This is a genomic window from Brevibacillus antibioticus (assembly GCF_005217615.1).
Lineage (GTDB): Bacteria > Bacillota > Bacilli > Brevibacillales > Brevibacillaceae > Brevibacillus > Brevibacillus antibioticus.
The window spans coordinates 738419-760697 of the sequence record NZ_SZNK01000001.1; the positions used below are offsets into that span (position 1 = coordinate 738419).

The window sequence follows — 22279 nt, forward strand, 5'->3', positions numbered from 1 at the left end:
AATAACCTGCTTTCCTAGTGGATACTAACCAACACAAAAGATATTATCGAAGGAAAGGACCTGCCATGAGCGATCCGTTTTTTAGCAACTACAAAGCATTCGTTGTCATACCAGCGGATGAGAAGCAAATGGGACCGGAGCCTTTTGACCCGAAGGATTACGTCAGCCATTTCATCTTGACGTTTTCGTTGTACGATGCGGTTATTTCCTCTTGGAGGGAAGCGACAAAGTATAAAGTGCAGGCAAAAAAAGGTCTGTCGAATGTGATCGATGGTTTCAACGCCAAACGCCGTGGTACAGCCCGTTTGCATTTGCTGGAAATGGAAGAAGACCAGGTGTATTTCGTCCTGGCCTTGTCGTTGAAAATCCAAAAAGACAATGAAAAAGCGGTCATGGAGATGATTACCAATCTGCTGGAGAAAGATTTCGCAACGGATTTGTTGATCGGCGAGACCTGGTATCAGATCATTGGTGCCAAAGGGAAATTCGAGCGTAAGCTGTTCTCGTACAGCGTCCAGCCGTACGATTATCGACCGAAGTAGTCTGCTAGCGCTTCCGTAATCGCCTGCGCAGCTTTGTCCTGATAGGACGATGTACGGACGATGCCTTCATCCTTTTGATTCGATAGAAAGCCAAGCTCAAGTAAGACGGATGGATCATTGTTTTCGCGTAGAACGTGGTAATTACCGAATGAAATGCCATTGCTTCCTAAGCCGATGCCACCTGCCAAGCGAGACTCAATCGCCCGAGCTAACGGCTCGTCTTTGTCTTGCGAATAATAAAAGGTGAGGGTACCGCTATTTGGTTTCACAGAAGAATTGTAATGGATGCTAATGAAGGCATCCGCTCCCTTTGATTCGCTAAAAGCGACACGCTGAGCTAGCGAAGGCTTTTCTGTGTCACTCGTCCTCGTCATGAAGACTTGCGCACCCCGCTGTCGCAGCTTGTTGGCGAGCAACATGGACGTTTTGTAATTCAACGTTTTTTCCATGCTATTCCACTTAGTTCCCTGTGTCCCGACATCGGAGCCACCATGTCCTGGGTCGATGACGATGACTTTTCCTTTTAAGCCTGGCGTTTTGGAGCTTTTGGACACCGGAGTGCTGGACTTGGCATCGCCAATATAAGTTGCTGACACCCAGCCTGTTTGTCCGCTGGAAGTTCTCGTTTGGACCCAGTCTCCTTGCTTTTGCAAAATGTCTACACGGGTTCCTCTAGGTAGCGAAAGAATAATTTCATGGCTCGTGCTTGGCCCTTTGCGCATTCGAAGCGAATCCGCCAAAACCGTGCCTTGTTTGCTTTTGACAGTGGCTGTATTGGCTGGTGAAGAAGCTGAACTCGCATTCGTTACCGCTCCTTTTTGCAAGTAATACCCCGCGACCCAGCCTACCTTTTGATTGAATCTAATTTTTGCCCAACCGTATGCTTCATCCGTAATCGTCACGACGGCTCCATTCGGCACGGTAGCGACAATGGAAGCATTGGGGGCTGGCTCACTGCGAACGTTCAGAGAGGTTGCAACCACTTTAGCCTGGATGACACTTGCTGCTTGCGTCGGTTCCGTAATAAACGGCCATGACAGACTAAGCCATAGCCCACATAGGAGAGACGCTTTTTTACATGTTGTTTTCATCATTTCTACCTCTGACTTGGATTAGCTACTATCTCACCTGAACTATCATAAGGGAAATGCAGGAAACCGAATAGGGTATGATTTCCTGATTTTTTGGGACAATCAAAGTGAAGTTTCGGTATACCTTGCCAAGGCGTTCGTTGCTGACTCTGCCATTCGCTGTTTGAGTTGATCGTTTTCTACTACTTTTACCCGCAGGCCGAGAAAACGAATGCGCGATAAAATAAACTCCTGTTCGTCGGATAGAAAGTGCAGGGTGATCGTGTACACCTGCGATTCTGGGTCAAAAGCGACCTCTTTGTCAAAACAGGAAAAGGCGTACAAGATGCGCTGGAGCTCAGCGTTGTAACGAGGGATGACCACAATTTTTGCCATCTGCTTGCGCTGTTGGATCTGTTCCGAAATGGTCGGTAAAAAACTGTCATACCATACATCTTCTATGTAAAGCTCATCGACGGAGCGAATGAGATGCAGCGGAGTCGTGATCAGGCGATTGGAAGACATGTTTAGCCAGATCAGGTACCAGGCCTTCTTGGCAAGTGAATATTCCAGCTTGTAGGGAACCCCTCGTTGATTACGAAAAACCGGGCCTTTGTTCGTGGCTGCGGTTATTTTTATGTGATTCTTGCCGAGAATGATTCGTCGCAGGGTGCGCACGAGTGGACTCCAGAGCTGTTTGGCCTGCGTTTGCGCTTTTTCCACGAATCGTTCTTGTTCGGTCGATTCACTCTCTGGTATGTGTGTTAAACGGCGAAGCTTATCGAGAGTAGCAGGCTCGAAAATTTCTGCCGCAGACGGATTCGCCAGCATCAAGGCCAGCCACGCTTTTTCGTGTGAGGTTACCGGATAAACACCGGCTTCATCCAGCCGCGTCACTAGCTGGTAATTATGTATCTTATCAAACAGATTCATAGTAGGCGAGCAGCTCCTCCCATTCTTTTTGGAATTGCTTGCGAAGAAACAGCGGTTCAAGAACTTCCACGCTCGAACCGAAGCTGCGAATCCACGGAGTAATTTCCATTGTGCTGTTCACGTTTATCTCGTACACAAAGCTCTCCCGTGATTCCTCTGTCACAATCCCCCATTGCCCTTGTGCCTCCACTCGCTCTTGGATAAAGGAATGCGGCGTGTCGCGAGGCTGAAAAAAGCGAAGGCGTACGGTTACGAGTTTTCCCGTATCAATCAGCCAACTGTGGGAAATGCGCTCATCTGCACTTGCTTGCAAGGAAGTGAAAATTTCCGGCGTAACGGATTTGCCTGTTACGAGCTTGGTCATACCTTCCACGCGGTATTTGCGCAGCGGACCATTGCCGCATCCTTGTGCCAGCAAGTACCATCTGCCGTATTGATGATCAAAAATAACCCGGAGTGGGATTACTTTTTGATGTCGGCCGGATGTATCCCGTTGGAAAGCCGGATTTGTATTTTGGGAATCGTAAAACTTTCGACGTTTGGGCGTGTAGTAGTGAAACTCAACGATTTTTCGCTGACGAATGGCTTCCGTGAGAAGCAAGGCTTGATATTCATCGAGAATACGTGAGACGAAATGATATTTGTATAAAAATGCAGATGCATCGGTTAGCTTCAAGCGATATTTGAGATAACGCTTAACTTTTTCCTGTAGAAGATAACCTGGGACGGCCGGTAGCTGTGTATTGGCCATGAAGTCGATGAAATCATACAGATCCAATAGCTCGTCGTCCGTCAGCGAATCCAGTAGCTCACCGTCCAATTGATAAACGTACGGTCTGACCTCACTAACATTTTTTATCGCACCAATTTCTTCGAGGTATTTCATGTCCTGGCGAATTGTTTTTTCATCCGGCTCTGTATCCACAAACGTCTCCAGTAATTCTTTAATGGAGAGAGGCTGTTGTTTGAGCTTTTCCAAGATGTGCGACAGTCGCTCTACTTCCGAATCCTTCAATGATTTGGCATGGTACAAAAACATCAAGAAATTGTCTGTTACCTCAAAATAGTTGTAACGAAGCTGCGCGTAATACTCTTTTTTCTCCTCATCGCCGACATGCTGATAAAAGGTCGATTGGATGTCCTTCAGCTTTTTTATTGTTTTATCAAGCGTATGAACGGAGATCCCGAGTCGCTCGGCTAACTGCTGCCGATTGTAGGCACCAGCGGTCAGAAAGAGGAGACGAAGCAATTGCAGCTCTTTGTCAAAGCTTTCGCGTGCCATTACACTCATCCTTATTCATTCGTCATTTCTTTCCAAATTAGTCCTCATATTACGAAGAGGCTGAAGAGAAGTCAATGAGAAAGTGAGGTTCGTAATACTTTTGCCATGTTCAAATCATATGTGCGGATGGAAAATAAGGGTATGAAAAACAGCGCAGGCTGTGAGCGACAGGAGAAATGGATGATGAAAACAATTTTGCATGGAAACAACCATCGTGAAGTGAAGCTGGAGCATGGAGATGTGCACGTTTTTGCGAACGACGAAGTCTTTACAAGCTTCGGTGAACGCGTATATCAAATGGCAGACAATAATTTGCGTATTCCGCGAAATGTTTATTTTTCGTATACCCCCGATGCGCATGTAGGCGTAGGGACTTGCATTGGGACGACCGCGGTTTGGAATTTTGCCGATGGATTTGTCTCGCCTTCTATCGTCGGATCAGACATTGGATGTGGAATGCGTGTGCATCTAACTCCGTTGCATCGAGACGACCTCAAAGACAAGAGCCTAAAACGGGCATTGATCGAAGCGATTGAAGCGTACGTCCCGACAAACGAACGGGGGAATACACATTTTACGGATATTCGCTTAGAGGAAGTGGTGAAGCATGGCTTAAAAGGACTTCCTGGTAACTACATTCCGGACACAGAAGAAGCGTCTGACACGCTGAGCCGTTCGTTCTCGCATGTGGAAAAGTACACATTTGAATTCGACCATTCCTTCCTGGAGCAAATACCGCAAAAATCTTGGAGTCGTGGGTGGGGACAGTTAGGAACATTGGGTGGAGGTAACCACTTTATTGAAATCCAGCATATCGAGATCGCGGAGGAGAACAGGGAGATTGCGAAAGCGTGGGGACTGTTCGACGGTCAGGTTGTCATCATGATTCATTCCGGTTCGCGGGCGTGGGGGGCAATGCTGGGGCGGGATTACACGAAAAGCTTCAAGGAAGCCATGTACAAATGGGGGATTCATAATCCCGAGCCGAGCCTGGTATATGCTCCGATTCAAAGCGAGGAAGGGCAACAGTATTTGAATTTGATGTACTCCGCGCTGAACTTTGCGGTAACGAATCGGCATATGATCGGATTTTCAGTGGAGCAGGCGTTTCGGGATATTTTCGGTAGTGAGATGCGTACACCAGTTCTATATGATTTGATGCATAATTACGCCTTGAAAGAATTCCATCGCAATACACCGATGCTCGTCCACCGCAAAGGAGCGACGAAGGCGTTGCCAGCAGGTCATTTCCAAAATCCGAAGGCTTATCGTGAAACAGGACATCCAGCTTTAATCCCAGGTTCTATGGGAACATCGTCCTATATCATGGTCGGTTCGGAGGCCGGAGCCAAAAACTTTTATTCGATCTGTCATGGTGCAGGGCGTGTTCGTTCCCGCAAAGCAACCAAGGAGCTTGTGACCATCGATCAATTCGAGCAGGCAATGCGCGTAGGTCAGGAAGATGAGATCATGGTGAATCACCGTTCGCTCGCTTCCATCCTTGATGAATGCCCGCAAGCCTATAAAGATGTGGATCAAATCATCGATTCAGTTGTAGGAGCAAATCTTGCCTCTGTCGTAGCAAAATGTAACCCTCTTATTGTTATAAAAGGAGTATAATGAAGAGTGGCTTCCTGAAAATTTTGGGGGGAGCCACCTTTTGTGATTTAACTTATACTAAATTATAGAAGGTAAATTGTGAACAAATTGCGTGAGAAGTTTAAAAAATAGGTTCGAATGTAACATAAATTGCTTCGCTTCCTCAACCGATACCAAAAGAGAGACAAAATAGGGGAGATAGGGGAACAGATATGCCTACATACTATTACTTCACCTGCCTAAAATGCCGAACCCGGGGGGGAGTATTCGGCGAACAGGCCTGGGGCTGGGGAAACTTTGACATGATTGAGTCCTTCAAATACTTGGCTCACCACATCCGTACATGCGGAGAAGATTCGATTCGCGTGATTTCTGAGGATGTAGATGATTATGTAGATCAACTGCACGGAGAGTACAACACCTTCCTTGAACAAACGAAGCATATATTTCCGCATTCCAAAGATTGGGAGTTCCTTGATCGATGGAAAACACTAAAAGTAGAAGAAATGAAGCTAAAATGGGTCGAGGAAAACCGGATCATGCATCCTGATGATCGGATGAAAATCTGCGGAGTTCTTGATACCGTGGACATCTTGAAAGAAGGGGCGGGAAGAGTCTCCTTTAGTGCTAGTGTGACGGATGACGATGGTAAAGTGTGGAAAATTGTAGCAAGCATGCGCGAATTACCCATCTTAAAACAATCGTATATCATCATTGGCGTCATGCAAGAGCATTCTATATTAGGGGAAGTCATCGAGGTGTTCAAGATGATTCCACGCGTCGCCGTTCAAGAGGAGAGGGGTAACAATCATGATTCTGGAGACAATCGGGCAATTACTAATTAAAGTGCGCGAGGAAAATCCACTTGTACATAATATGACGAACGTAGTGGTCACGAACTTTACAGCGAACGGCTTGTTAGCTCTGGGTGCATCCCCTGTCATGGCGTACGCCAAACAAGAGGTGGCAGACATGGCAAAAATCGCCGGAGCTCTTGTATTGAATATAGGGACATTGAATGAGCATGAGATCGAAGCCATGCTGATCGCAGGAAAATCGGCGAATCAGCATGGCGTGCCTGTTTTGTTTGATCCAGTGGGAGCGGGAGCAACAGCGTACCGAACCGAGACAAGTCAACATCTTGCGCAGGAACTCGACCTTGCCTTCATTAGAGGAAATGCAGCAGAGATTGCCAATGTCATCGGGGAGCGCTGGGAGATAAAAGGTGTGGATGCGAAGGAAGCAGGCGGAGATGTCGAGGACCTAGCGAGAGCAGCAGCGAAAAAGCTAAGGACAATCGTTGCGATTACGGGCAAGGTCGACGTGATTTCGGACGGAGAAATGACTTACTCGATCCATAATGGTCATCCAATCTTAACGAAGGTGACCGGAACTGGCTGTTTGTTGACCTCTGTTATGGGAGCGTTTGCAGCTATTGCAAATGACAAGCTGATCGCAGGAGCTGCCGCATTGGTATGCTACGGTGTTGCTGCGCAGCTGGCAGCAGAGAAAGTAGCTGGAGTAGGTCCAGGCAGCTTCCAAATCGAATTTTTGAATGCCTTGCATAACTTGACCGCAGACGATGTGCGCCGTTTTGGGGATATCGAAAAAAGGGAATAAAAATTCCCCTTTAAAAAAGGGGAGAAAAATGGCCGTAGAACGATTAAGCTAGATATGTTAGACAGTAGCTGTAATTTCGTAGTGAAAAAGACAGCAGCTTCTTCTGGTGCTCTGAGAGTGATAGAAATATAAATTCTACGTGATCATCATCGTATGGACGGACATAAAAACGGGAAATACCATGACAAATAATTTCTCTCTTTAACGTCGGCTCCACACTGGCGTCTGTTCGTATGTGCAATTCCACGCTGCGTACCCTCCTTGGACATTCAATAGAGTACCAAAAAAATACAAGGAAAAACAAGGCAATTATGTCTGTTTCATGTCCAAGTTGTTACCAATTTTCATATGAAAACTGACAAGGAGAACGATTCAGAAAAAACTAGCGAGGATTGCTGGGAAAGCACCCTGTTCGAGAGAAAAAATTCGAGATGAGTCCGGCCATTCTCCCTTTTTCCGTTGAGTTATTTACTTTATTTCGAAGGCAGCGTACGAGCTCCTGATCACAGTGACAAGAAAAATAGCCGTGCTTTTGATAGCATTCATCATGCCTCTTGCAGCATCTGTCGACATCATCAATTGGCGCAGCAGGCCCAGAGCATCCAGGCCCACACCAGTTTCCGTACAAGCAGGGGAAGCCTACGGATCGGCGTTTTCTTTTGGACAACTGACATCACTCCGTCTTGTCAAGGAATACTACTTGTAGCATATTGAACAGAAAGTGAAGTTGCTTTAGGCAATTTCCCTTTTTTCGTTTCAATAGATATTCGCCTGATATGAATGGCAAGGAGATGGACCAAGGGGGAAACTTTCAAAATATCACTTGAAATCATGTTGTGAATATGATAGATTAATTCTTGCCAAAGCGAATGCTTGCAGGCTTGATGGATGGATGTCCGAGCGGCCGAAGGAGCACGATTGGAAATCGTGTAGGCGGTGTCGAACCGTCTCGTGGGTTCAAATCCCACTCCATCCGCCATCATACTTGGCCCGTTGGTGAAGCGGTTTAACACAGCAGCCTTTCACGCTGTCATACAGGGGTTCGAATCCCCTACGGGTCACTATAACATCCCCGTATAATAAACCGGGGTCTCCGCAAAGTACTCGGAATATGCTTCATTGCGTTGGCGTCACTTTGTGGGGTTTCTGGAGGCTTAGCTCAGCTGGGAGAGCATCTGCCTTACAAGCAGAGGGTCGGCGGTTCGATCCCGTCAGCCTCCACCATTTTATATGCGGTCGTGGCGGAATTGGCAGACGCGCTAGATTCAGGTTCTAGTGGTGGCAACACCGTGGAGGTTCAAGTCCTCTCGACCGCACCAAGCAAACCCTATATATGGCGGTCGTGGCGAAGGGGTTAACGCACCGGATTGTGGCTCCGGCACTCGTGGGTTCAAGTCCCATCGATCGCCCCATCTATTTATGTTCAAAATGTAAAAATGAAATAGCCCAGCGGTGGCTCCTGTAAGGAACCTCCGGCTGGGCTTTCTTTGTATTTGTTTACGAGTGATCAGGCTGATAAAAGTGAAGGCGATTGCCAAAAGGATCGGTCACGCTCACTTCACGCGTTCCCCACGGCGTCTCCTCTAAACCAGGACGAGCATACTTGTACTCTTGACGCAATAGGGACTGATGAAAAAGCTCAATGTCCTCTACCTGTACGCGAATCGCTGAGCCAGGACAAGCATCCCCGTGATGCTCAGATAGATGAAGTGTGCACGACGGAGAGGAAATTTGCATGTACAAAGGAAAATGATCCTCGTACTGATGCTCCCAATCAATCTGAAAACCTAGAAACCCCACATAAAACTCTCTTGCCTTCTCAACATCAAATATACGAAAAATCGGCGTGATAATCTGATTCATTTGCCCAGACACCTCCGGATTGTATGGAGGGAGGCGAGGTGCATCCCTTCGTGAAAAATCGTTCGGACAAGCACTTGTGCAATCGTATGCATGCCGGATTCCGTTGCGGGAAATTCTTCTTCTAATCGATCCTTGTAAGCAGTTTGTATCTTCTGAGGTTGTTCTTGTAATAAGGAGACGAGTACTTCGAGTTTCGGTGGTGGTGTATCCCAGTCAGCAGGCTTTGTCCCGAAGTTAAACCATTCGGTGAAGCCAGGGGGGACTGGAATCGTTTCTTTTGTAAGGTGAGCGATCCATAAATACTGATCGAGATGAATATGCCCCAGATTCCACAAGATATTGTTGGAGAAACCATCAGGAATGATGTTCACATCTTCCTCCGTCAAGCCATCGATTGCTTTTAATGTCTCCTGTCGATAATCCTCTAGTTGCTGGAATAACACTTTATGCCGTTTTTCCATATCCTTTCCCCCTAGAGTGGTAGTCTTTGCAAATAAATTCGAGTTAAAGATTCTATCTTCCTTCTATAAGAAGAGGGAGCATCGTCAAAAAAGCGTGCAGAGCCAATTCGTCTGCACGCTTTTTGTATGCGGTTATAAGAAACGGCGCTACATTCTTTCCTGCTCGAGGGCGCGAGAAGGGGAGAATAGTTTCCGCCATTTTACTTGCGGTACGCAAATGGCAGCGAGGATCATGAATACGCCACCCCATTGAGGGAGAGAGACAGTCTCTTGAAGCACGAAACTCGACAAGAGTACGACAGTGGGCAGCTCCACTGCACTTAAAATGGTAGCTAGTCCATTACCGATCCGTGGCACTCCGACGGCTAAACAGAAGATCGGGATGACCGAACCGAAGATCGCAACCAAAAGACCGAGCGGCAGCAAACCTTGCAGAAGCTGACCATTTACCAAGAAAGTTGGTGGATAAATGATCGAGAGCATCAGGGCTGCCATACTAATCGAAACCGCGCTTCGCAAGTATGGATCCATTCCAGGGAGAATACGCCCGCTGAAGAAAATAACCAGGGCAAAGGTCGCGCCAGACATCAGACCGAAGATTAGTCCGACTAGGTCTACACTCTGAATACCGCTTTCGCTAAGTCCACTTGCAAGAACGGTCCCTGCTCCAAGCATAGCCAGAGACACCCATTTTTCAGCGGTCGGCCATTTGCGATCCACAACCGCCTCCAACAAGACACCGATCCAGGTGAACTGAAAGAGGAGAACGATTGCGAGCGAAGCAGAGACCCGGCTAACAGCCTGATGGTAAAAAAGACTGGTTGAGGCCATCATGAGGCTGGCTGGTGCCAAGAGCAACAAATACTTGAACGAAAACCGTTGCTTGGAGAAAAAGATGGCCATGATCGTCATGATCAAGGCGCCAAAAATCAATTGGCTTCCACTCATTTCAAATGGCGTAAAGCCGAGTTGAAATGCATGCTTCATGAAGATCGAGAGGACACCGTAGCTACACGCGCCAAGTAAAACTAAAAAGATAGATCGCCAGTATGTCATAAGTAAAAGTTCCTTTCGTATGACTAAACTCGGAAGAATAATGACTATTGTACTACAGGTCTAAAAGTGGTACAATAAAATTTTTGTCCACTCTTTACTGTGCTACTAAGGTAATTAGATAGCTGCATGCATTGGTAATATGGTAACGAATGAAAGTGTAGGGGACTCCTTATTCTTTGTGAGAATACATAGCTGATTTTTCATATTTCCGTTACACTACTCCATAGAGAAGAAGTTCAAAAAGTCGTCTATAGACAAAGAGAAGGCGAAACACATGGAGGAGCAAGGATGAGACAGGGGATTATTTACGCAATTGTGGCGTATTTGGCTTGGGGGTTACTCCCGCTCTATTGGAAGCTGTTTCAGGCAATGGGAGCATGGGAAATACTCGCTCATCGAATCGTCTGGTCGATTATTTTTGTCGCAATCATTATTCAGGTAACGAAACGCTGGCGCAGTATGTGGCGAGCGGTTACTGGTGTTAAAATGTTCGGAGCATTAGCGATATGTTCACTGCTAATCAGCGCAAACTGGCTCATTTTTATCTGGGCAGTGAATAACGATCAAGTCATGCAAACGAGTCTTGGCTATTACATGAATCCTCTCATCACCGTACTGCTCGGCGTCCTTTTCTTAAAAGAAAAAATGAATGCTGGGCAATGGCTCGCGCTTATATTCGCAGCTTTCGGAGTCATGTTCATCACCTTCCAGTACGGTGAGATTCCATGGGTCTCTCTATCACTTGCGCTGACCTTTGCTTTTTACAGCTTGGCGAAAAAGCTCGTCCGAATGGAGGCGATGATCGGACTGGCGTGGGAGACGCTGTTCGTGGCCCCTATTGCTTTCGGTTATTTGTTGATGCTACAGGTCAATGGGACGGCGACGATGTCATCCTTAGCGTGGTGGCAACTTTTATTGCTGACACTGGCGGGAGTAGCTACTGCCATGCCGCTCTACTGGTTTGCCCAAGCAACGACTAGACTCCCACTTTCCGTTGTGGGCTTCATTCAATATTTGGCGCCTACGATATCGCTTCTATCAGCTGTTTTCTTGTTCGGTGAGTCTTTCACCCAAACACATCTCATCAGCTTTGGATTCATCTGGTCTGCGCTCATCGTATTTACGGTGTCTTCCGTACGCATGAAACGAAAAGCTGCCCCAATCAATCCTGAGGTCGCGATCAAAAAACAAGCGTAACCATAAGAAAACTCCTGACACGCCGAGAAAGACTCGGATATGGTCAGGAGTTTTTATTTACAAGAACGTGATTAGCAAATCGCTTCGCCGTGCTTTTTCATGCGGTACGCACCGTGATTAGTAGGTCCCACATATTTATTGAGTGCAAACGAGTGGCGAATCGCTTCGGTAATAAATTCTTTGGCAACAGCTACTGCGTTGTTTACAGAGCTTCCTTTTGCCAATTCTGCACAGATTGCAGCTGAGAATGTGCAGCCGGCACCGTGCGTAAAGCTCGTCTCAAAGCGCTCTGATTCCAATACTTCGATCGTTTTCCCGTCATAGAAAACATCCACGGCATTGCCGCTTTGAAGTTTGCTGCCGCCTTTTACCACGACATAAGAGGTGCCGAAGTCGTGGATGCGTTTTGCCGCTTCCTTCATGTCATCGACACTTTTCAGTGCGCCCATTTGGCTGAGAATACCTGCTTCGAATAGGTTAGGAGTCGCAACAGTTGCCTGTGGGAGCAAGACTTCACGCAGGCTGATTGCAATTTCTGGATGGAGTGCTTCATCTGCACCCTTACAGATCATCACAGGGTCAACGACAACATTTTTCAAATCGTATTGTTTTATTTTACGGGTAGCGAGGTCAACCAGTTCAGTGGTTCCGAGCATCCCTGTTTTTACAGCATCTACGCCAATTCCTGCGAGTACGGTCTCGATTTGTTTTTCCAGGATCGCGACATCGATCGGAAACACTTCGTGAAACCATTCGTTATGTGGATCTTGGGCTACGATAACGGTGAGGGCGGTCATCCCGAAAACACCAAGCTCCTGAAACGTTTTGAGGTCTGCTTGCTGACCAGCTCCGCCGCTGGTGTCGGAACCTGCAATGGTGAGTGCTTTCTTCATGGTCATTGTGATTATCTCCCTTTGTATACCGCTGCACAATCGAAGCGGATCTATACTGTCATGCGCTGTAATGCCTCTCTCTATATTAAAGAGGAAGAAATCGGTGCTGTCAATAATATCCCCAAAATATAAAAACCGCCTCCCGTAACGGGCAAGCGGTTTATGTATGTGTGCATTTATGCTTGAGAAGCAGCGTGGTGAAATGAGAAGCTGATGGTAGTAGACATGGACTTGGAACGCTTGGTTGCAAGTTGCTTGGCTTGCTTTGCTGCCTCAAACATACTGGGTGCCTTGATGATTTCAACCCATCTGCGTGTTGCTGTTTCAAATAAAAAGCGATAGATAGTCATCTTCTTCGACCCTCCATGGTTTGGTGACATCTATATTGTAATACGTAGCAGACTGCAAAAGGTTACGTAGCTGTTACATATTTTTGAAGAAAGCATGGTTATTTACGTAAATCGTAAAATGTTTCTGAAAGTAGCGTTACGTTTTGCGAAATGTTACGTCTATAGTATGTGATGTTCCATTTTTAGAGAACGAATGAGGTGCGACAAACGATGGTCAATTCAACAGGAGAGCTGACGGTGACAGGGGTCAATCACAGCTACGGAACGGGAAAAATCAAAGTGCCCGTGCTGTATGATATCAACCTTCATATCAACAAGGGAGAATTCGTGGCTTTGTGTGGCTCGTCGGGGTCAGGCAAGTCTACGCTCTTGAACTTGCTTGCAGGTTTGACCAAGCCGGAGGAAGGGAGTGTCATGGTTAGCGGAGCACAGATTTCCAGCTACAGCGAAAATGAACTATGCATGTTTCGCCGTAAAAGTATGGGCTTTATCTTCCAGTCATATAATCTGCTCCCAAATCTGACAGCGTTGGAAAACGTAGAGCTTCCCTTGATTTTTGCAGGCGAAAGCAAGAAAAAACGTCGGGCGAAAGCAACCGAAATCCTCCACCGGGTAGGGCTGGAAGGTCGTATCGACCACAGGCCTAATGAGCTTAGTGGTGGACAGCAGCAGCGTGTCAGTATCGCGAGAGCGCTCGTCAATCAGCCTGGCATCATCTTGGCGGATGAGCCGACCGGGAACCTGGACTCAAAGACGGAACAAGAGATTCTCCTATTAATGAGAGAAATGAACAAGGAAAATGGGACTACGTTCATCATCGTTACCCATGAGCAGGAAGTAGCGGAACAGTCCGACCGCGTCATTTATCTCCAGGACGGACGGGTTGTACAAAAAAGGACAAGACCAGCGTAGGCGAGGGTATGAGGTGAACAAACAGTGAAGGTATTGGATTCTTTTCGCATCGTCTGGAGGAATCTGTGGCGAATGAAGCTACGGACAGCCCTCACGTCGGTTGGTGTCATGATCGGGACTGCTGCAATCGTCGCGATGATAGCACTTAGTTTAGGGCTTAAGGAAAGTGCGGTAAAAAGCTTGGAGAACTTCGGGAACTTGACAGAGATGGACGTCGAGCCATTGCGTTGGTACCAGGAAAAGGGCGAATGGGTTGATGTTCCAGAGGATAAAGTCAAGAAGCTGAATATGCAAGCGGTGCAGGAATTAAAAAAAATTCCTGGCATTCAGGCAGTTATGCCGATAAAAGAATTACGAGAGCAAGCGAAGCTGAAGGTAGGTAGACGAGAAGGTTACGTAGAGCTTATTGGGGTGGATGTGAATGAGTCGGCTGCCTATCGCAAAAATGATATTGAAAAAGGAAGCTATCTGACAGGGGCGCCACAAGAGATAGTGGTTGCTTTCGATGTATCCAGAGAATTGCGCGACGTAGAAAAGGAAAAGCGCGAGGAACGGAGAAGAAAGGCCGGAGCTGGACGGCATGAAATGTCTCAGATGCCACCTCCTGATATAGGGGGCGGAGAAGCACTGAGCTTGAATCTCGTAGACAGAGCGGGGACTCTCATCTTGTCACGCGAATATCGCATCGACGATGAACCGAAATACGAGAAAAAAGAACTGCGTGTGAAGGTTGTCGGTCAATTAAAGAAGTCTGAAGAACGTCGTTCGTCATCTGCGGTTTATGTACCGATTAACGTAGTGAAAGAGCTGAACGAGTGGGTCACGCGCAGTCGAGGTAACGAAGTCGAAGAGGGAGCATCGCGCAGATCACGTGATAAAGCCAAAAAGGATCCTTTTGAATTTGACAGAATTACAGTCAAGGTAGAATCTCGTGAAAAAGTTGAGGGTGTAGTCAAAGCGTTGAAGGAACATGGCTTTGAAGTATGGTCGCCTGCACGTGAGCTGGAAACCATCAATAACTTCTTCTTCGTGATTCAGATGGTCCTCGGAGGAATTGCAGCAATCTCCTTGCTCGTCGCAACCATTGGAATCGTCAATACGATGATCATGTCGATTTTAGAGCGAACCAAAGAGATTGGCATCATGAAAGTAATCGGAGCCACTGTGTTGAATATTCGTTGGCTGTTCTTAATGGAGTCAGGCTTTATTGGCTTAATTGGTGGACTAGCTGGTCTTGGCATGGCATGGGGAGCGGTTGAGCTCGTGAATTACTTCGGAGCGTCTGGTGGTCTCTTGGATAGTCTGAACATGGGGTACGGCGGTGGTGATCCAGAGGCTGAGCCAACAAAATTGGCGGTCATTCCGGGCTGGCTAGCACTCTTTGCGATTGGCTTCTCCTTTATTATTGGGGTGTTGGCGGGAATCTTCCCGGCGATCCGCGCGTCTCGTTTAAGTGCGCTGCAAGCGATTCGATCTGAATAAGTGATGAAATGTGAGGAACGTAAGATGAACAAGAAAAAATGGATCATTATCGCCACAGTCGTGGCCGTTCTTGGAGGGGGCAGCTATTACGGCTATTCGTACTTCAAGGGCGAAGAGGTTACAGAAGAAAATCCAGAAGAAAAACCGACTTTCCCGACAGCCGTCGTGGAACGTGGTGACGTCAAGAAGACGATCAACTCAGCAGGTACAGTGGAAGCGAAGGCACGTGAGGAAGTCAAGCCAGAGCTTAACGGCAAGGTGCAACGTGTGCTAGTCAAGGAAGGGCAGTCAGTGAAAAAAGGTGATGTCTTGTTCACGATCGACAGCTCGGATGCACAGCTGGAAATTCAAAAGCTGGAGCTGGAGATTTTAAAGGCGAAAAAAGAGCTAAGTGAAATTAAACAAAAGAAAGACAATATCAAGGCTACAAAAGAAGGCAAAGTGATTGATGTCCTTGTGGAAGAAGGGCAAGATGTAAGACCGGAACAGGTAGTCGTCAAGCTTGCAAATACCGACTATTTGAAAATTATTGGGCAATTTACTTCTTATGAGTCTGAACGATTCAGTGTAGGTCAAAAAGTGAAGGTATTCATTCCGACCTCCATGTATTTTGTGGATGGTGTTGTCACGGAAGTGGATAGAATTGGTGAAAAAGTAGAAGGTGCTGGCGGAATTCACAATGTCGAGGTATTGGTCAAGAAGCCTGGGGACATTTATGTCGGGGACAAGGGTGAGGTTCAGTTCACGGATGATAAGGGCCTCTTATATGTAAGCCGAAATCAGAAAGAATTCCAGCTGCCGGATGAAATAGAAGTCTTGGCTGGTACTTACGGGAAAATCGGCAAGATCAACGTGAAAAAGGATGATGTAATCAAAGTAGGGCAGCAACTGTTCAAGATGGATATGGAAGCGTCTGGCATGGAGCTCATGGAAAAAGAACTAGCGCTAAAAGGGTCCTTATTGAATATGGAGCAGAAAAAGCGTGAAATTGCGAAGAACCAAGTAACAGCGCCAATTAGCGGTGTCATCACCAAGCTAGGTGTAAAACAAGGCGAAGCGCCCGGATCAGAGCCTGCAGCCATTATTATGGACACGACTTCTGTTTACTTTATGGCAGCCGTCGGAGAACTTGATATTCCACAAATTAAAGTCGGACAGAAGGTCGATGTTTATGTGTATGCGTTTGGTACCGAGCCGTTTAAAGGCAAAGTCATAGAGCTCCCGAAAGAAGGAAAGAAGGAAGAAAAGGAAGTTCGTTTTGCAGTAAAAGTGGAACTGCTAGACAAGGCTGATTTCAAGCATGGAATGACGGGAGACAACGATATTATCGTCGCCCAAGCACAGAATGTTCTGCGCTTGCCAAGCAATGCGGTTGAAATTCTCGGGCCAGGTCAGGGAACGGTAATGGTGAAAGATCCGAGCACTGGAGATCCAATGCCGAAAGAGGTAGAAACCGGGATTGAAGGATATGATTTTATTGAAATCAAAGGTGGCTTGAATGAGGGAGAAGAGGTTCTCGTGACCAACTCCGACGGTATGTAAAAGCCAATCGAATTCGTTTATAAGCGATAGCCCCGTTGCCACTGGCCAAAGACCTAAGCAAACGGGGCTTTTTTTTACATCCATACGATTTTCAACGGTTTCTACGTAATGGTAACGTTGCGGACATTTGCGACGTCAAACTATGTATAGGATGGGAGATTGTATAGCCGTTTTCCTTTGCAAACTGGTCAGCAACAGGTACCATGGAGAGCTGTGCCACGGCAATAGGTTGGTCTGGAAACGTTTGGTGGAGCTGATACAGGGCGTCTTTTATCGCTTCTCTGTAAGCTTCTTGCTTGTTTTCCATGAGCAGGGCAAAAGCATTTTCGACGAGAGATACTTGTATCTCTGGATGAAGGTTGTGGGAATGGGCGTGTTTCACGAGACGCTCCATCGTAGGTTGGACAGTAGCGGGATTGGAGAATAGCAGAACTTGTGGCTTAGAATACCGGGCAAGCTCATGAAAAAAAGGTCCATCGATTGTGAAGATTGGGACAGTGGCTGTTGCCTCATCCTCTGGTGTTAGCAGTGCGGCATATTGCGTGCAAGTGATCACCATTGCATCGACCGCGCAGCTCTGCATCCAGCTTAGTTGCTCACGTAATTTGGTATGTGCTTGTTCTGTGGTATGGATAGGGTTTCCCGCGTTTTTCAGGAGCAAACCTGGATCAACAAAATGAATGAGCTCTACGTCAAAGGCTACGAACGCATCTGATAAGAGGGAAATATTCGAATAATGTCCATGGAGGCAGGCAATACGGGTCATTATGCAGCTCCCCCATGTAGAGTATTCTTCGCTGATTTCTTATGGGCAAGGACGCGAATACGCTTGTAATCGAGCACCCAATGTCCCTCTTGAAATAGAGCAGGACGGAGAATGTCAGTGACGTCCGTACATACTTGCTGGATTTCATCTGAGGACAGTCCCGCAAAAAAAGGACTGCAAAAAGAATTCAGCCAATGCGAAAGCCCCAGGCCCCCACCAGCCATGACAGTCGGGCGATCAAAATGGGAGGCAAGTACGACATGGAAGCCTTGCTTTTCCAAAAGAATTGTGTACGCTCCAATGCTGGGGAAATACCAAGGCGAGCGTTCATCGGCAGATATTCCTTTTCGTGCCAAAACAGTCCGTAATGCTTTTGTGATTTGTCCGCAATTGCCGTGTCCTCCAAATTCGGCGACAAAGCGCCCACCAGGAGCAAGAGCCAACCAAATGGTTTCAACGACTTCTGCAGGACGTTTCATCCAATGGAGTGCGGCATTGGAAAAGACAGCGTCATAGCTGGCATCAGTACGATACGTATGCGCATCGGCTACTTCAAAGGCAAACTGCGGATATTTTTGGCGAGCAGCCTCAATCATGGCGGCAGAAAAGTCGATTCCTGCCACATTTGCTCCCGCAAGCGATAGTTGCGCACATAGGTCACCTGTTCCACAGCCTACGTCAAGAATGCTTTCTCCAGGAGTCGGCTGTAGCCAGTCCACTAACCCTTTGCCGTATTCAGAAACGAAACTCATTTTGGCATCGTATAGCCCGGCATTCCATTGATTGGTTTGAACCATCTGAATCCCCTCCCTTTCATCCATTTTTACCAACTGGGGAGATATAAGTCAAATCTATATAAATTATAAACGAGATAGTATTTAACTATATCTAGCGCGCGAAAAAGCATGACGATCGCAAAGGATATTTCGCCGTTTTTGTCGAATAATCACAGTTGAAAAATTGTAAGGTAGAAAGTAGGAGGACAATTCGTGAAAAAATGGGTTGTAAAAGCACTTCTAGTGTGTTTGGCAACGGGCACCTTATTGTCAGGTGTGTCAGTACCGCCAGCCATGGGGGCCGGGGCAACAGCATCCATGAAAAAAAACAGCCAAGTATCTAAGCCACTCCGGAACCAGCCTGTTCACGATATGGTTATCTTTAACGATTATCAGGTTGCAGGATTGGATTCAAATGGTTGGAACTGGGTGAAGAACGATGAGTTTATTCTTCCTCCCGAGACACCACTTGATATTGACGTGATACAGACCACTTATGGAGCTGGCACCAACCTCAATCGCAAGCAGGTTTTATTGGACGGCGTAGAGTTATCGGAGTATCAAGCCGAAAATACCTCGTCACAGACTTCTTTCAAATGGCAAGTACCTCGGTTTACTATTTCAGCACAAAAGCTGTCCGCTGGTTCGCATACTTTGACCTTTATTGTGGCGGATGCCCAAGGGAAGAGCAGCACGTTGCATGTGCGATTTCTGGTAGAGGCCAAAAATTACCCAAGCATATTTAATGGAGAGAAGGCAGAGGGAGAACCAGTACCAAGTGGCGGGCAAACTGCGATTTTTGGAATGATGGGTTCACACGACTTTACCAGCTCTATTCCGGGCACATGGAAATTAACAAATAAGTCCACGAGTGCAGAGTTGAGGTCTGTTCCTGCGACCGTATTTTCGACGGGGACATTGTTGACGGGGCAGTACGAGCTCCTCTTCGTTCCGGATGATACAACCATGTCACCTTGGATGACGACGATTCAAGTAGGCGTTGCAGAGTTGTACATGGGAACGGATGCAAGCGGTCAAAAACTGACGCAAGATCAGAAAATAACAGCTCCAGCAGCACCAGGGAAGGTTTCGTTGTATTCGCCAACCCCAGGAAGGTGGTCGGTGAACGGAACAGGACAAACCTTGACAGACGCGCAACATTTTGAGGTAGACATTCCTGAGAGACTGGCTGGAATTACAATCGCTGTTACCTTTGAGCCTGTTTCGGGGAAAAAAGAGACATCGTCTATATGGGGCGAGACGTCAGCAACAACGGTTCACATACAAATACCAGGTGCACCAAATGCCTGTGGTCCTGTTGGTGGAAATGTCACGATGGATGTGTTGATGAAGCAGAACGAAAAATCAACACAGCAGGTAGAAAAGATGAACCTGTATTCCTCTGAAAATACAGTCAAGCTGTATCAGAATCCCGTTCATGTGATCTGGCTGGCAACTGCTGCTGAGCACGTCAAAAATGGAAGTGAAGCGGATGACGAAGAGGGGCCGGGGGTATGGGCGATCGATAACGTCATTGTCGACGAGAGCAAATTGAATTGGGATCACACGGCATTGCTGTTGTCCGGATACAAGCCAGGCCGCTACAAAATCAACTATTATAGCAAAAGAGACCCGGCGCAAGTATGGTGCGGCTATGTTCAAGTGATAGAAGATTTGCCTCCAATCAAGTCGTATCCGGCATGTCAGCCGGATGATACAGGTGTAAGTCCGCCAAGTTCGCCACTTCTTCTTCGAAGCGAGAGCGGCAAGGAATACCGGGACGGACAAAAGTTAACTGTGAACGCAGGCGATGATCTCGAAGAATGGGAAGACCTAAGGCTGATCGCTACTCATGCTGAACTTGTCGGATCCAAAAAGATCAGGGATAAGAGCGAAAAGAAGGCCTACTATATGCCGAATTTTGAATGGAAACATGGCGAGATTGGTATTGGTGCTAGTCGGGAGCACAGTAACGGTACCATTTCCTCAGAAAATCGGATCGAGATTTTTTTCGGGGAGGAAGAGATCACCAGCATCAAGCCTAGTAAAGGTGACGACGATGATGGAGAGGGACTTGAATCACTGAATTTGAAAAGGTATATCGATACGAATAAGCCTGGCGAATACAAGATCAAAGTAACGAATACGCTCAAGAATAAGACCTGCAAGGTTATCAGCTCCAAAAGAAAGTACACGAAGAAAAACGATGTAAATGAGCGCAATGAAACATTAACGTTTACAATTGAAGTGAAGTAGATAAGAAAACCCCCTTGCGTGTTGGCATGGGGGTTTTCGACTACAAGGGGAGGAAGTCCTGTGACAAATGAGCAGAAGGCGATCTTGGAAAAGTTCGGTTTTCGGATCGAAGGAGAGCAAGTGAAACATTTGAAGCTGGGGATCGTAAGAAATAAAAAAGAATTCGTCTTTCACGACACGTCAGAAGCGTTGCAGGACTACATCAAGTCCATCCTGCGCAACCAATGTCAGTGGAAGCGAGGAGAATCTGAGTGAGCAGCCAGGGAGGTTGTTGGGGTTGAAAGAGTCTAGGGAGACATTGGTTACGGCATTACGTGAAGTCGAGGCTTGGGAGAAGGACCAGAACGACTTGTGGTTTTGGGAAAAGCTTGGCAGACTTCCTTTTGTTCTGTTGGATCGGATTACGCCTGCATTCGTTCAAGAGAAGCTGGGAAAAGCCGTAGATGAAATGGCAGCCTTTCTTGAGACAGGTGGAACTTATTTGGTGCAGGATGAACCGATATACAAGCGGTTTGGCAAACGGTTAGAGGGACAGGCCCCGTCTTCTGTTAGTGGCAAGGAGGAGATTTGCGCTGTTCCGCTTACGATCATGAATGATGTCGCGATGGAGCTGAAGGATTCACGTGCGAATTTTGCCACGGTACAAGGTGCCACGACTGGATTCGGGGGGATATTTACCCTCGCGATCGATATTCCGCTATTGATGGGGACATCCCTAAAAGTATTACAAGAGATGGCTCTTGCCTATGGCTATCGACCTGAAGAGAAGAGGGAGCGGCTGTTTGTCGTCAAATGCTTGCAGTTTGCTTCATCAGACATCGTAGGGAAAAAAGCGATACTCGCTGAGCTCTCCCGCTTTGATGATCCACATGCACAAAGAGAGGTAATGGCGCAATTGCAGGGATGGCGTGAAGTCGTGGTAACGTACACAGAAAACTTTGGGTGGAAAAAGTTATTTCAAATGGTGCCCATTGCGGGTATTTTATTCGGGGCGTATTTGAATCGCTCAACCGTACAGGATGTCGCCGAAGCGGGGATGATGCTGTACCGCAAACGGCGCATCCTGGAGCGGCTACGTGAGAGCGATAAGAGCGGAGAGATTACGAAGACCACTCCTCAGCAGTAAGAGCGTAGAGGAGATGGTCCTCCCATACACCGTTAATTTGCAAATAGCGTAACGAAAGCCCTTCCTGGCGAAACCGGCCTTTTTCCAAGACGCGAATGGAAGCTTGGTTGCGGGGCATAACAGCAGCTTGTACCCTGTGTAGCCCAGCTTTCGTGAAAGCAAAGTGGAGAGCGAGACTTACTGCTGATGTCGTATAGCCTTTGCCATTGCACGCCTGATCCATGAAGTACCCAATCGTAGCATTTTGCCATGCGCCGCGTGCGACATTCGATAACGCTACACGTCCGATCATCTTTCCTGATTCTCTAGAGAATACGCCGAAAGCATAGGCAGTACCGCGTTCAAAATCAATCTGCGCTTGTGTAATCTGTTCTTGCTGTCCTGTGAGGGTCAGAAATGAAGCGGGGCGGATTGGTTCAAATGGTTGGAGAAAGTCATGATTACGCAGCCGAAGCTCTAGGAGCTCGGCTGCGTCTTGTTGGTGGAGAGGCCGTAAGAGAATCTCGTCCGTATGTAATGACATGAGATCAATCCTCCTTAAAAAGTTGGATTG

Annotated in this window: 22 protein-coding genes and 5 tRNA genes; 16 read left to right on the plus strand and 11 right to left on the minus strand. The window is 47.1% G+C overall.

The annotated features are described in order from the left end of the window. Nucleotides 1-65 precede the first annotated feature (65 nt). Complete coding sequence (locus E8L90_RS03640; RefSeq protein ID WP_137028036.1) at nucleotides 66-542, plus strand: hypothetical protein; 477 nt, start codon at nucleotides 66-68, stop codon at nucleotides 540-542. Here E8L90_RS03640 and E8L90_RS03645 read toward each other — a convergent pair. The 3 genes from E8L90_RS03645 to E8L90_RS03655 all read right to left on the minus strand — a co-directional run bounded on the left by E8L90_RS03645 (nucleotide 527) and on the right by E8L90_RS03655 (nucleotide 3827). Further along, a complete protein-coding gene (locus E8L90_RS03645; RefSeq protein ID WP_137028037.1) occupies nucleotides 527-1633 on the minus strand; it encodes an N-acetylmuramoyl-L-alanine amidase family protein in 1107 nt (368 codons plus the stop codon). The genes E8L90_RS03640 and E8L90_RS03645 overlap by 16 nt on opposite strands. 102 nt (nucleotides 1634-1735) lie before the next feature. Further along, on the minus strand, nucleotides 1736-2545 hold the full coding sequence (locus E8L90_RS03650) for a WYL domain-containing protein (protein ID WP_137028038.1): 810 nt from the start codon (nucleotides 2543-2545) through the stop codon (nucleotides 1736-1738). Continuing rightward, on the minus strand, nucleotides 2532-3827 hold the full coding sequence (locus E8L90_RS03655) for a helix-turn-helix transcriptional regulator (protein WP_208759413.1): 1296 nt from the start codon (nucleotides 3825-3827) through the stop codon (nucleotides 2532-2534). Before E8L90_RS03655 ends, E8L90_RS03650 begins: the two co-directional genes overlap by 14 nt. A gap of 183 nt (nucleotides 3828-4010) precedes the next feature. On the opposite strand from E8L90_RS03655, the gene E8L90_RS03660 reads away from it, so the two are divergent. The 8 genes from E8L90_RS03660 (at nucleotide 4011) to E8L90_RS03705 (ending at nucleotide 8458) form a co-directional block, all read left to right on the plus strand. Beyond that, the gene (locus E8L90_RS03660; protein ID WP_137028040.1) at nucleotides 4011-5447 is read left to right on the plus strand and encodes an RtcB family protein; all 1437 of its coding nucleotides are present in this window, start codon (nucleotides 4011-4013) and stop codon (nucleotides 5445-5447) included. Nucleotides 5448-5638: 191 nt separating this feature from the next. Beyond that, the gene (locus E8L90_RS03665; protein ID WP_137028041.1) at nucleotides 5639-6271 is read left to right on the plus strand and encodes a hypothetical protein; all 633 of its coding nucleotides are present in this window, start codon (nucleotides 5639-5641) and stop codon (nucleotides 6269-6271) included. Further along, entirely contained in the window at nucleotides 6237-7046 is an 810-nt protein-coding gene (gene thiM, locus E8L90_RS03670; protein ID WP_137028042.1) for a hydroxyethylthiazole kinase, read from the plus strand. The genes E8L90_RS03665 and thiM overlap by 35 nt, the downstream gene beginning before the upstream one ends. Before the next feature lie 886 nt (nucleotides 7047-7932). Further along, nucleotides 7933-8025, plus strand: a tRNA-Ser gene (locus E8L90_RS03685). 8 nt (nucleotides 8026-8033) lie between these two features. Then, nucleotides 8034-8107, plus strand: a tRNA-Glu gene (locus E8L90_RS03690). 87 nt (nucleotides 8108-8194) lie between these two features. Then, nucleotides 8195-8270: transfer RNA gene (locus E8L90_RS03695), tRNA-Val, on the plus strand. An 8-nt stretch (nucleotides 8271-8278) separates the two neighbouring features. Then, nucleotides 8279-8365: transfer RNA gene (locus E8L90_RS03700), tRNA-Leu, on the plus strand. A 17-nt stretch (nucleotides 8366-8382) separates the two neighbouring features. After that, nucleotides 8383-8458 (plus strand) — tRNA-His (locus tag E8L90_RS03705). 85 nt (nucleotides 8459-8543) lie between these two features. Here E8L90_RS03705 and E8L90_RS03710 read toward each other — a convergent pair. From E8L90_RS03710 to E8L90_RS03720, 3 genes are all read right to left on the minus strand, one after another. Further along, nucleotides 8544-8909: a glyoxalase superfamily protein gene (locus tag E8L90_RS03710; RefSeq protein ID WP_137028044.1), complete on the minus strand. Its 366-nt coding sequence runs from the start codon at nucleotides 8907-8909 to the stop codon at nucleotides 8544-8546. Further along, nucleotides 8906-9370, minus strand: coding sequence for a DinB family protein (locus E8L90_RS03715; RefSeq protein WP_137028045.1), 465 nt, complete (start codon nucleotides 9368-9370; stop codon nucleotides 8906-8908). Before E8L90_RS03715 ends, E8L90_RS03710 begins: the two co-directional genes overlap by 4 nt. A 147-nt stretch (nucleotides 9371-9517) precedes the next feature. Continuing rightward, nucleotides 9518-10426 (minus strand): EamA family transporter, encoded by a 909-nt coding sequence (locus E8L90_RS03720; protein WP_137028046.1) that lies wholly within the window; start codon nucleotides 10424-10426, stop codon nucleotides 9518-9520. A 288-nt stretch (nucleotides 10427-10714) separates the two neighbouring features. Between E8L90_RS03720 and rarD the strand changes: the two genes are divergently transcribed. Beyond that, on the plus strand, nucleotides 10715-11623 hold the full coding sequence (rarD, locus tag E8L90_RS03725) for an EamA family transporter RarD (RefSeq protein WP_137028047.1): 909 nt from the start codon (nucleotides 10715-10717) through the stop codon (nucleotides 11621-11623). Nucleotides 11624-11694: 71 nt separating this feature from the next. Here rarD and pdxK read toward each other — a convergent pair whose 3' ends face one another. Together pdxK and E8L90_RS30100 are read right to left on the minus strand one after the other, a co-directional pair. After that, the gene (pdxK, locus tag E8L90_RS03730; RefSeq protein ID WP_137028048.1) at nucleotides 11695-12522 is read right to left on the minus strand and encodes a pyridoxine/pyridoxal/pyridoxamine kinase; all 828 of its coding nucleotides are present in this window, start codon (nucleotides 12520-12522) and stop codon (nucleotides 11695-11697) included. Nucleotides 12523-12692: 170 nt separating this feature from the next. Next, on the minus strand, nucleotides 12693-12866 hold the full coding sequence (locus E8L90_RS30100; protein WP_007723176.1) for a hypothetical protein: 174 nt from the start codon (nucleotides 12864-12866) through the stop codon (nucleotides 12693-12695). A 210-nt stretch (nucleotides 12867-13076) separates the two neighbouring features. Here E8L90_RS30100 and E8L90_RS03735 point away from each other — a divergent pair, with 210 nt between their 5' ends. The 3 genes from E8L90_RS03735 to E8L90_RS03745 are packed head-to-tail and all read left to right on the plus strand — an operon-like array spanning nucleotide 13077 to nucleotide 16802. Beyond that, nucleotides 13077-13778 carry an ABC transporter ATP-binding protein gene (locus E8L90_RS03735; protein ID WP_137028049.1) on the plus strand — a complete coding sequence of 234 codons (702 nt, stop codon included), beginning with the start codon at nucleotides 13077-13079 and terminating at the stop codon, nucleotides 13776-13778. A gap of 24 nt (nucleotides 13779-13802) precedes the next feature. Continuing rightward, entirely contained in the window at nucleotides 13803-15260 is a 1458-nt protein-coding gene (locus E8L90_RS03740) for an ABC transporter permease (protein ID WP_137028050.1), read from the plus strand. Nucleotides 15261-15284: 24 nt separating this feature from the next. Continuing rightward, complete coding sequence (locus E8L90_RS03745) at nucleotides 15285-16802, plus strand: efflux RND transporter periplasmic adaptor subunit (protein ID WP_137028051.1); 1518 nt, start codon at nucleotides 15285-15287, stop codon at nucleotides 16800-16802. A 91-nt stretch (nucleotides 16803-16893) separates the two neighbouring features. Here E8L90_RS03745 and E8L90_RS03750 read toward each other — a convergent pair whose 3' ends face one another. Both E8L90_RS03750 and E8L90_RS03755 read right to left on the minus strand, forming a co-directional pair. Further along, entirely contained in the window at nucleotides 16894-17568 is a 675-nt protein-coding gene (locus E8L90_RS03750; protein ID WP_137028052.1) for a hypothetical protein, read from the minus strand. Then, nucleotides 17568-18365 (minus strand): class I SAM-dependent methyltransferase, encoded by a 798-nt coding sequence (locus E8L90_RS03755; RefSeq protein ID WP_137028053.1) that lies wholly within the window; start codon nucleotides 18363-18365, stop codon nucleotides 17568-17570. The genes E8L90_RS03750 and E8L90_RS03755 overlap by 1 nt, the downstream gene beginning before the upstream one ends. Before the next feature lie 192 nt (nucleotides 18366-18557). Here E8L90_RS03755 and E8L90_RS03760 point away from each other — a divergent pair, with 192 nt between their 5' ends. Genes E8L90_RS03760 through E8L90_RS03770 form a run of 3 tightly spaced genes read left to right on the plus strand, consistent with a single transcriptional unit; the run spans nucleotide 18558 to nucleotide 21726 of the window. Beyond that, complete coding sequence (locus E8L90_RS03760) at nucleotides 18558-20600, plus strand: hypothetical protein (protein WP_137028054.1); 2043 nt, start codon at nucleotides 18558-18560, stop codon at nucleotides 20598-20600. Between the two features lie 60 nt (nucleotides 20601-20660). Beyond that, nucleotides 20661-20855, plus strand: coding sequence for a hypothetical protein (locus tag E8L90_RS03765; RefSeq protein WP_244297145.1), 195 nt, complete (start codon nucleotides 20661-20663; stop codon nucleotides 20853-20855). Nucleotides 20856-20868: 13 nt separating this feature from the next. Further along, nucleotides 20869-21726, plus strand: a complete 858-nt coding sequence (locus tag E8L90_RS03770; RefSeq protein WP_137028055.1) for an EcsC family protein — start codon at nucleotides 20869-20871, stop codon at nucleotides 21724-21726. Here the strand turns inward: E8L90_RS03770 and E8L90_RS03775 are convergent. Then, nucleotides 21701-22249, minus strand: coding sequence for a GNAT family N-acetyltransferase (locus tag E8L90_RS03775; RefSeq protein WP_137028056.1), 549 nt, complete (start codon nucleotides 22247-22249; stop codon nucleotides 21701-21703). The two genes, E8L90_RS03770 and E8L90_RS03775, sit on opposite strands and share 26 nt — an antisense overlap. Nucleotides 22250-22279: the final 30 nt, after the last annotated feature.

Excerpts from the sequence above, each read along its gene's own strand:
- E8L90_RS03640 (WP_137028036.1), top strand. The coding sequence starts at position 66 with ATGAGCGATCCGTTTTTTAGCAACTACAAAGCATTCGTTGTCATACCA.
- E8L90_RS03645 (WP_137028037.1), bottom strand. The coding sequence starts at position 1,633 with ATGAAAACAACATGTAAAAAAGCGTCTCTCCTATGTGGGCTATGGCTT.
- E8L90_RS03650 (WP_137028038.1), bottom strand. The coding sequence starts at position 2,545 with ATGAATCTGTTTGATAAGATACATAATTACCAGCTAGTGACGCGGCTG.
- E8L90_RS03655 (WP_208759413.1), bottom strand. The coding sequence starts at position 3,827 with ATGGCACGCGAAAGCTTTGACAAAGAGCTGCAATTGCTTCGTCTCCTC.
- E8L90_RS03660 (WP_137028040.1), top strand. The coding sequence starts at position 4,011 with ATGAAAACAATTTTGCATGGAAACAACCATCGTGAAGTGAAGCTGGAG.
- E8L90_RS03665 (WP_137028041.1), top strand. The coding sequence starts at position 5,639 with ATGCCTACATACTATTACTTCACCTGCCTAAAATGCCGAACCCGGGGG.
- thiM (WP_137028042.1), top strand. The coding sequence starts at position 6,237 with ATGATTCTGGAGACAATCGGGCAATTACTAATTAAAGTGCGCGAGGAA.
- E8L90_RS03710 (WP_137028044.1), bottom strand. The coding sequence starts at position 8,909 with ATGAATCAGATTATCACGCCGATTTTTCGTATATTTGATGTTGAGAAG.
- E8L90_RS03715 (WP_137028045.1), bottom strand. The coding sequence starts at position 9,370 with ATGGAAAAACGGCATAAAGTGTTATTCCAGCAACTAGAGGATTATCGA.
- E8L90_RS03720 (WP_137028046.1), bottom strand. The coding sequence starts at position 10,426 with ATGACATACTGGCGATCTATCTTTTTAGTTTTACTTGGCGCGTGTAGC.
- rarD (WP_137028047.1), top strand. The coding sequence starts at position 10,715 with ATGAGACAGGGGATTATTTACGCAATTGTGGCGTATTTGGCTTGGGGG.
- pdxK (WP_137028048.1), bottom strand. The coding sequence starts at position 12,522 with ATGACCATGAAGAAAGCACTCACCATTGCAGGTTCCGACACCAGCGGC.
- E8L90_RS30100 (WP_007723176.1), bottom strand. The coding sequence starts at position 12,866 with ATGACTATCTATCGCTTTTTATTTGAAACAGCAACACGCAGATGGGTT.
- E8L90_RS03735 (WP_137028049.1), top strand. The coding sequence starts at position 13,077 with ATGGTCAATTCAACAGGAGAGCTGACGGTGACAGGGGTCAATCACAGC.
- E8L90_RS03745 (WP_137028051.1), top strand. The coding sequence starts at position 15,285 with ATGAACAAGAAAAAATGGATCATTATCGCCACAGTCGTGGCCGTTCTT.
- E8L90_RS03750 (WP_137028052.1), bottom strand. The coding sequence starts at position 17,568 with ATGACCCGTATTGCCTGCCTCCATGGACATTATTCGAATATTTCCCTC.
- E8L90_RS03755 (WP_137028053.1), bottom strand. The coding sequence starts at position 18,365 with ATGGTTCAAACCAATCAATGGAATGCCGGGCTATACGATGCCAAAATG.
- E8L90_RS03775 (WP_137028056.1), bottom strand. The coding sequence starts at position 22,249 with ATGTCATTACATACGGACGAGATTCTCTTACGGCCTCTCCACCAACAA.